The 8,790-nt window shown below is 43.4% G+C and carries 6 protein-coding genes and 3 pseudogenes; 2 read left to right on the forward strand and 7 right to left on the reverse strand.

What is annotated here, in order from left to right:
• Together H6F92_RS24740 and H6F92_RS24745 are read left to right on the forward strand one after the other, a co-directional pair.
• The coding region (locus H6F92_RS24740) for a transposase (protein ID WP_190356403.1) at nucleotides 1–153 on the forward strand (153 nt) is incomplete at its 5' end.
• Nucleotides 154–327: 174 nt separating this feature from the next.
• Nucleotides 328–771 (forward strand): annotated as a pseudogene (locus H6F92_RS24745) (N-acetyltransferase family protein); the annotation flags it as partial.
• 291 nt (nucleotides 772–1,062) lie between these two features.
• On the opposite strand, the gene H6F92_RS24750 reads toward H6F92_RS24745, so the two are convergent.
• From H6F92_RS24750 to H6F92_RS24780, 7 genes and pseudogenes are all read right to left on the reverse strand, one after another.
• Nucleotides 1,063–2,256 carry a glycosyltransferase gene (locus H6F92_RS24750; RefSeq protein WP_190359859.1) on the reverse strand — a complete coding sequence of 398 codons (1,194 nt, stop codon included), beginning with the start codon at nucleotides 2,254–2,256 and terminating at the stop codon, nucleotides 1,063–1,065.
• A 60-nt stretch (nucleotides 2,257–2,316) separates the two neighbouring features.
• Nucleotides 2,317–4,722, reverse strand: a complete 2,406-nt coding sequence (locus H6F92_RS24755; RefSeq protein ID WP_190359860.1) for a methyl-accepting chemotaxis protein — start codon at nucleotides 4,720–4,722, stop codon at nucleotides 2,317–2,319.
• A gap of 102 nt (nucleotides 4,723–4,824) precedes the next feature.
• Nucleotides 4,825–5,358 carry a CheW domain-containing protein gene (locus tag H6F92_RS24760; RefSeq protein ID WP_190359861.1) on the reverse strand — a complete coding sequence of 178 codons (534 nt, stop codon included), beginning with the start codon at nucleotides 5,356–5,358 and terminating at the stop codon, nucleotides 4,825–4,827.
• Between the two features lie 92 nt (nucleotides 5,359–5,450).
• Nucleotides 5,451–5,816 (reverse strand): response regulator transcription factor, encoded by a 366-nt coding sequence (locus tag H6F92_RS24765; protein ID WP_190359862.1) that lies wholly within the window; start codon nucleotides 5,814–5,816, stop codon nucleotides 5,451–5,453.
• Nucleotides 5,817–6,045: 229 nt separating this feature from the next.
• Complete coding sequence (locus H6F92_RS24770) at nucleotides 6,046–6,252, reverse strand: response regulator (RefSeq protein ID WP_190359863.1); 207 nt, start codon at nucleotides 6,250–6,252, stop codon at nucleotides 6,046–6,048.
• Between the two features lie 162 nt (nucleotides 6,253–6,414).
• Nucleotides 6,415–7,752: pseudogene (locus H6F92_RS24775) on the reverse strand (RNA-guided endonuclease InsQ/TnpB family protein).
• 139 nt (nucleotides 7,753–7,891) lie between these two features.
• Nucleotides 7,892–8,677: pseudogene (locus H6F92_RS24780) on the reverse strand (IS630 family transposase); the annotation flags it as partial.
• Nucleotides 8,678–8,790 lie beyond the last annotated feature (113 nt).

Genomic DNA, 8,790 nt, shown 5'->3' on the forward strand with positions numbered 1-8,790 from the left:
GAAATAATTAGTTATTTCGAGCAAAGGACAACGAATGGGGTGGTCGAGGGAATCAACAATAAACTGAAACTAATAAAACGGAGAGGCTATGGCTTTAGAAACTTTCGGAATTTCTGGGTTAGAAGTATGTTGTCTTGGCATCTTGTCTGTTGATTTAGCATAAAGAGTAACGAAGAGCCTTTTTTTCTTACTCATATTCATAATGACTTTTTCCTAAAAAAGTAATTTTCTTAGCAATAACTCTTAGACTATGTTTGAACCTTAGTCATTATAACACACCCTTAGATTTAGCTCTGATCAGCCAGACGAGAATAGCTGAAATGATAGCCTTTAGTGCGACAATTTCACCATTATCTCTCGGAAGAAACCATTTATTATCGTTATTTTCACCTTGTCAATCTCGATCGCCAAACCGCTTATGATCGTCTTACGCGCATTTGTTTTATCGACTACGATCGAGTAATGAGCTTAGTGGTAGAGATTAATAACGATCAGACGGAAGAGCGAGAAATTATCGCTATAGGACGCTTAAATAAACTACACGGCGTTAATGTGGCGGAATTTGACCTATTAGTTAGGGATGACTATCAAGGTCAAGGAATTGGTACAGAATTACTACAGCGTTTAGTCACTATTGGCAAAAAGGAAGGATTAGAGGGAATTGAAGGGGAAATTTTAAGGGATAACCGCGCTATGCAGATGATAGCTGCTAAAGTGGGGTTTTCTCTCCATAAAACTGCTGATTTTGTCAAAGCGGAACTTGAATTATGAAGCCTTTTTGACCAGCTGATCAAGCAATGGCCAGTTAAATTTTGGCAAACTTATGATACGATTCTCACAAGCTAAATTACTTTCATGGTGATTGATCAGATTAGCCTAGTTGTTGTTTTCCTTCCTAGAGGCTGAATCGGTAGTTGTCCTGAAGGTAGTATAACAGCATAACAATAGATAAATATAAATTTAGTTAACTGAATCTCTCTTATGTTTAAGTTTTCGATGCCATTTCATAACTAACCCTCCTTCATTAAGAAGATGATTCCCTAGGGATTGTTCATCCTTCAATCAACTTGCTCCCAGAGCTTTTAGGGTTTCTTGCAGTATTTCAGCGCGAGAGACATTACCCTGATCTTTCAATAATTGTAGGCCTTTTTGCCAAATCTCGATCGCCTCATTATAACTACCGAAAACTATATAAGCAACCCCTAGATTTTGGTAAATAGCGGGATTATCGGGGTTTAACTTGAGAGCTTTTTTATAAGCTTTAATCGATTCTGGTAGCCGGTGCAGTTGTTTGAGAATCAGTCCTAAATTATAGTAACCATCGGCATACCTAGGATCAATTTCTACGGTTTTCTCAAAGATAGATAAGGCAGTTTCGTAGTTTTCTGCTTCGTATAATAACCCACCGAAATTATTATAAGCACCCAGTTTTAATTGATCTAAAATTGGCTGCTCGATTGCTTTGATAAAATGATCGGCTGATTTCTTAAATTCATCCACTGAATAATAATAATTAGCGAGATGATAATATAACTCGTATAAAATATGCGGATTAGAGCCATGGCATTTTAAACCATGTTTAAGCAGCTTAAAACCCTCTTTATCCCTGCCAATCTTCAGATATAATCCTCCCAATTTACTACACACATAGGGATCGTGGGGATGTTGTTTATAAAAGCCCTCCATCGCTTTTCTTGCCCGTGCAAACTTATCTAAGCTGGCTATTTTATCGACGGTGTAACCGTAGTGAAAAATAGCAATTTCTGGCAGTTCAACTATTTTCCAATCAGGCTCATTTTTTAATAAAATAGCCACATTATCATCAATAATTGAGTGATAGGGACGGGTAAAAGTGACTTGAGGATGTCGGCGAAATAGCCTGGAAATTAGAGAATAAGGTGATTGTACGGCTCCGATTTCATGGCGGATTAAATTAATGACTAAATTTTCCTCTTTTTCGATTGCTCGACGCATTTTCGGTACGATAGCTGGATTTAATTCCTCATCAGCATCAAGGACTAAAATCCAATCGCCAGTAACATATTTTAAAGCCTCATTTCTGGCATCGGAAAAATTACCCTGCCAATCGTAACTAGGAACTATAGCACCGTAACTTTTAGCAATAGCGATCGTATCATCGGTCGAACCTGTATCCATAACGACCATCTCAGCCACCACCTCTTTCACGCTATCCAAACAGCGCTGGAGATTTTCGGCTTCATTTTTGACAATCATGCAGAGACTAAGTTTAGGCATAACTTTACTCACTCTAAGGGATAGCAGTTAATCAATAACCCACTGATTACCGCTCACCGATTATTGATTATCCTCCGAGTCTACCCTAAACCGTTCTACCGAAGAAAGCAGCTCTTGCGAGATACTAACCAATTTTTGCAGAGAACCCGCCACCCGTTGGGATTTTTGGGAAGTTTCCTGAGCGGTTGACTCCACCGACTTCATAACTTCGGCGACATGGAGGGAATTATCCCGTTGTTTGACCGTATCGGCGTTAATTGAGCGCACCAGCGTATCAATACGGTTAGAAACTTGGATAATCTCTTCTAGGGACTTCTTCGCCTGTTCCGATCGCTCGGTGACATCCTTAACCTGTAGAATCCCCTCCGCCATCGCCTCCACTACCTTTGCCGTTTCCTCTTGAATTTGCACAACTATCTGTTCAATTTCCTTAAGAGATTTAGCGGATCTATCGGCTAACTGACGCACCTCATCGGCCACAATCGCAAAACCCCGGCCCGTCTCTCCTGCTCGCGTCTCTTGAATCGAGGCATTAACAGCCAATACATTGGTCCGCGAGGCAATCTGAGAGATTACCGCCACAATTTTCGATATTTCCTGCGCCGCTACCGCCAAACGCTTCACTTTTCGCTCCGTTTCCAATACTGTCTCGCGGATTTGCCGAATTCCCGCCCCGGTTCTTTCCACGCAATCACCCCCCTCCAGGGCAGCAATCGAGGATTTGCGGGCGATATCTTGGGCTTCTCTGGCGTTGTCTGCCACCCTTTGAATTGAGTCGGTCATCATCTGTACCAAATCAAGGGTTGTGGCCAATTCCTCCGCCATCCGCAGGGCTTCGCTGGACTGATTGCGGGCGAAAGATTCACTATCGGTTGTACCCTTATTCACCTGTTTGGCCACTTTTTTCACCTGTCGGACAATTTCGCGCAAGTTTTGGATAGTCGAATTAAAAGCATCAGCCACCGCACCTAAAACATCGGCGCTTACCTCGGCTTCCACTGTCAGATCCCCCCTAGCGGCTCCTTCCACATCATCGAGAAGTCGAATCACTTGCCGTTGTAGGTCTTCCCTTTCCCTTTCCGTTTCGGCGGCGCGGCGTTGGGATGCCCTGGTGGTAGTAACCACTACCCGGGCTACCTGATTAAAACGATTGGCCAGTTGACCGAATTCATCTTCCGAGTAGATCGTCGCTTTATTGTTAAAATTACCTTCCGAGAGATGATCGAATTGGCTTTGCAGATCGTTGAGACTGCGCTTAATCTGACTAATTAGCAACTGTAGGCCTAGCCAAGTCACGGCAAAGGTTCCCACACCCGTTACTAACATCTTGGTAAGGATAAGTTGACTAAAGGGGGAAAGGCGGGCCGGGGCCGGTTTCGGCGCAACTTTTTCGGTTTTTCCCTGAGGATTTGGGGCCGGTTTGGCAGCCAATAGAGAAGATAGCCAAGAGGTGGTACTAACAGCAAAAATTAACACCACCGGGGTAATACCCGCTAAAGCCGCTAAAATTAGTTGCTTTTTGCTTAAAGAAGCATTGACGAAAAAGGCTAATTTGCCCGGATTGACTTCCACCACTGGCTTGAGCAAGCGCTCGGAAGCATTGGGAAGATGACTATCTCTCTTATCGTCGGGGATGTTTGGACGGGAAGGATTAAAATTAAGCTCTCCCACACCAGGACTGGCATTAAGGGGCTCACTGGGTTCGGGGTCCAAACCACCACTTAAATCTTCCTCTCCCGAACGGGTAAATAGGTCTGAATCTCCTAGACCCTGGGTCAGAGCCGTCGCACCCATTGGGGAAAAACCGTCTAAATCCTCATCATTGCGTTTTGGTTCCCTAAAATCTCTGGTGTCCTCCTCCTCGTATTTTTTTTGAGTGACTCTGCCCTGATTACGGCCAGTTTTTGCCGCTTGTCGGTGGGTCGGTTCCAGGTCAAGGGCAAGGATGCTTTCCCCTATAGTGTCGGTAGAGGATAACTCTGCCACCGTCGGCCCGCCGATATCCTCCTCATTGAAAAGATCACTATCCCCATCCATGCCTTCATTTTGCCAATCGGGGTCAGCCGCTTCCGACTCCCCAGACCGAGAATTGCTAAAACATTGACTCGGATCAAAGTCCGCCTCGCTGTAGGCAATGGCTTCCGTAGCAGCGATCATAAAATCTTCATCCTCGTCTTCAAAAGGCAATTGCCGAATCCGATCAAGACCCCGTCGAGCATAATCCACCAGATCGGAGCGATTGGGGAAATTTTTAGCCAATTGCAGCACCTTTTCGTAACGTTCCCTGGCCAAGCTGTATTGTTGTAGTCCTAGATGAATGTGACCCTGTAAAAGGATGACATTAGCATCCTCGGGATAGCTGCCGATCATGTCTTTGATAATCACGGCGGCATCCTCAAGGTTGCCCTGGCAATAGGCGATGTTAGCCTGTCCATAGAGTTTTGCGTATTCTGTCCCTGACGGCATTTGCCTCTCCCCTAGTAAAGTTAAAGTGGTGAAGTGGTTAGTAATTTCCCGAAAGAATTGCTATAAATCATCATCATCATCTGCTGCTACTTTTTTGAGATTTTAAGCCGCCCAACGGGCAGAACGGAGTAGGGCCAGATGATCGAGTAGTCTTAAGGTTTTTGGGGATTCTTCGCCCAGAATCCACTCTCCCCGCACGTATGGGGCGATCTGATCGGGAATGCTGGCGGCACTACCTAGTTTATTTAGGTCAAGCCATTCCATATCTCCCAAACGTTCCACCGCTAAACCGAGGATCGTTTCCTGTTCTTCGATCGCAATTACGGTAATTTCGGATCGAGCGGTGTTTAAGCGCTTGTTATCCCCCAAAAATTGTCCTAGATCCGCCACCCAGATCACTTGACCCCGGAGATTGATCACGCCGAGGAGCAAGGGTGAAGCATTGGGCATGGGGGTAATGCGATCGATTGGTTGCTGCATCACCTCGCGAATGCCCACGGCACTAAGGGCAAACTCGTCCTGAGAGGGTAGATAGAATCGCAAGTGCAGTTCACCGACGGGAGTTTGTAATTCCGGATTGTCGGGGGTGATATTTTGAGGAGCGTTATCGGCAAAAAAATCAGCGTTGTTAAGCATTGCTTTTGTTCTCTTGCAACTATATGGTTCGGGCGGCGTTTTTAGCTGTCTTGACCTATACCATAGCTAGACTGTCCTCGGCGAAGGCAATTTTATCGGCGCAGCAGTTGTTTAATAGTACCAATGAACTCGATTGGCTCAAAGGGCTTGACAATGTAGGCATCGGCTCCGATTTTCATGCCCCAATAGCGATCAAAAACTTCCCCTTTCGAGGAACAGATGACCACCGGGACATTTTGGGTTTTTGGATCCGACTTGAGACGACGACACACCTCATAACCATTCATCTGGGGCATGACGATATCGAGGACGACTAAATCGGGATTAACCCTCTGAATATGTTCGAGGGCTTCTACCCCATCTTTGGCGCTCGTGACCTTAATGCCGCTCTTGCGGAGTAGCTCACAGAGCCATTCCCGTTGCGTTTGGCTGTCTTCTACCAGCAATATTTCACTCATAACTCCCTACCTAGCTAGGATCGCAAGGACAACAATAGATAAATATGCCCGATAATAGTTCCCGTTGACACGATGCTCCGAAATTGCTCTCGTTTTTGCCTCCAAAACAATCTGAAATTTATGACGGGCTTTCCCTCTAAACAAGGACTTGATTGACCCTTTCGGGCTTCATCTCTATATTATATTTCCCAATTCCACTGTCAAAAACGACTAGCCAAAGGAATTTTTTTCAGCTATCAGTTATCTTGAAGCCGTCAGCCGCTACTCCGTCAGCTTTTTCTCCCGTCTCCCCACTCCCCACTCCCCTATCCCCCTGAACGTATTTTTCCGGCAGCAGTAATAATTCATTTTCGCTGAAAGGTTTGCTTAAATAATCGGTTGCCCCGACCATTTTGGCTTTTACCCTTGCCAGCAGACCCTCTTGACTGGTTAACATAATGATCGGGGTATGCCGCCAAGTTTTGGTTTGTCGCCAGAGATGACAGAGTTGTTGACATCCTCACCGCCGTAAACGGACGGTGATTCCTCACCACGCCGCCTTTTTAGGATGGTCGCATCAATGGGGCTTCGGCCGTGATCTTTTGCGTTCGACAAAAGCTCACGCCGAGGTCAGAACGGTTGACGCTTCACAGGACGCTGCTTCTTTAACAGAAGTCTTACGCTGTCCGACCCGTCCGTTTTTTGAGGTCTCCGATTGCCCACCGGCGACCTTGATATTAGACCTCTTGCATAAATCCGAAAACAAACGATAGAAACAATAATGGGAGGGACTTTGAGTTAATTATTTATTAGTAGTTGATAATCTTCAAAAATGTTGCTGTACAAGGATCGACTTAAGACTTTTGCAAGAGGTCTATTAATTGCTGCGTTTACATCCCTATCGTGGAAAGTCCCACAGAAAAGACATTCCCACTCACGAACATTTAACGCCTTTTTCCCGCCGATATTCCCACAACAGGAACATCTCTGAGACGTTGGCTCCCAGCTCGAAATTATCCGAAAATCCCGCCCATATTTATCAGACTTTGCTGATAGCATATCTCGAAAAGAACGCCATCCTAAGTCTGATATAGCACGGGCTAGTTTACGATTCTTAACCATTCCTGATGTGTTTAAATCCTCTCAAATTATCGTTGGTTTTTCACGAACAACTTTAGTGGATAGTTTCTGCAAGAAATCAGTCCGAGTGTCCTTAATCTTTGCGTGGATTTTAGCCACTCGTTTTCTGGCTTTTTCCCGTCGTTTACTTCCTTTCTGTTTTCTAGAAAGGTTTTTCCGATGCTCTTTTAAGCCGTTTTAATCGTTTCTTTAACGGTTTTGGTGCGTCTATCTTTTCTCCTGTTGAAAGAGTCGCAAAATTAGCAATCCCTAGATCGATCCCTACAGTTTGCTCGTTATCTGGCAAAGTTTCGGGTTGAATCTCGACAACAAAGCTAAGAAAGTATCGAGCTGCTGCATCTTTAATCACGGTGACGCTAGAAGGTTTAGAGGGTAATGGACGACTCCAAACTATTTTTAAATCACCGATTTTCGCTAAAGTAACGTGGTATTGATGAACGGTAAAACTATTATTAGTAAATCTTGCTGATTGTTTAGATTTACGTTTTTTAAACTTGGGAGGTTTTACTTTCTTTCCCTTCCTTTCTCCCTTACAAGATGCAAAAAAGTTAGAGTAAGCAGTCTCTAAATCTCTCAAAGACTGTTGTAAAGGAATAGAAGAAACTTCAGTCAACCACTGTTTTTCTTCTGTTTTTTTAATCTGAGTTAGTCTTTTAGACAACTCGGTATATTTTGGCTTTTTCTCTCCTTGTCGATAGAGTTCTTGGCAATAAGCTAAGGTATCGTTCCAGACAACACGCACACACCCAAACAATTGAGACAAAAGCCTCTTTTGTTGGTTGGTTGGGTAAAGGCGGTATTCATACCTTGCTTTCATTGGGTTAAAATGTCTGTACTCTATTTTAACTAGGTCTGTCAATCATGTCAAGTCGGTTAGTAATCAGTAAACAGTGATCAGTAATCAGTAAACAGTAAAAAGACAGTAGGAAACTTCTATTTAATAAGCTTTTACGCATTTAAGTTACATTGACAGCATTACCCTTATTTTTAAGTTTTCTACTCCATTTAATAATCAATCCCCTTTAAAAGCTGATTGACTACTTTTTCCAGTTCTTCTTTATTTTCAAATTCTCGATTAGCTATGTACTCTTTAGCGGAATGCCACAATAATTCTATTAGGTGGTAATCTGGACTATAAGCTGGTAAAAACTCTAGCCTAATATTGGGCAACTCTTTTTCCACCTGCTCAATAACATCTTTCTTTTTGTGATCACTAGCATTGTCTAATATAATGATAATTTTCGGTCCTTTTTCTCGAAAATCTTCGGGCAGATTTCCCAAGTTTATCCATTCTTGACGAATCTCTTCATGAAGTTTCTTTAATTGTTCATGGAAAGTTTCTGAATTTCCTTTTTTGCTCATAAAACAGACTCGTTTTTTGTCATTATATCTTAAGGCTCCCATCACATTCACCCTTCCTCTTTTTCTTTGCCCGTTCACTTTTTTTCGCTTTCCTTTTTTTGTCCAAGCTCTCCTTCTTATTACTCTCAAACTAAATCCACATTCAGGAGGGGAACCCTGTGGCGAACCTGCGTCGCCACCTTGAAAGCCCCGTCCCAAAACCATACCTGGATTGACTCTGGCTTTTCTTTGGCCAACTTTAAATATTCATCTAATTTTTCTTTAAATGCTTTTCTTAATTTCTTGTCTTGCTTATCTTCTCGACTATATTTCGCCCAGATATACACATACTTTTTTCTTATCAATATTCTTCTCACTTGCGAGCCACTCAGCTTAATTCCCTGAGAGGGGGACAAGCGAGCTAGAAGGTAGATAGGGCAAGCGATATCGCTCTTTGTCCTTTGATGTAATCCTTCAACCGATAGCGGCTAATTTGCATTAGCTCTTCTATATT

This window comes from Microcystis wesenbergii FACHB-1317, assembly GCF_014696875.1.
GTDB lineage: Bacteria > Cyanobacteriota > Cyanobacteriia > Cyanobacteriales > Microcystaceae > Microcystis > Microcystis wesenbergii_A.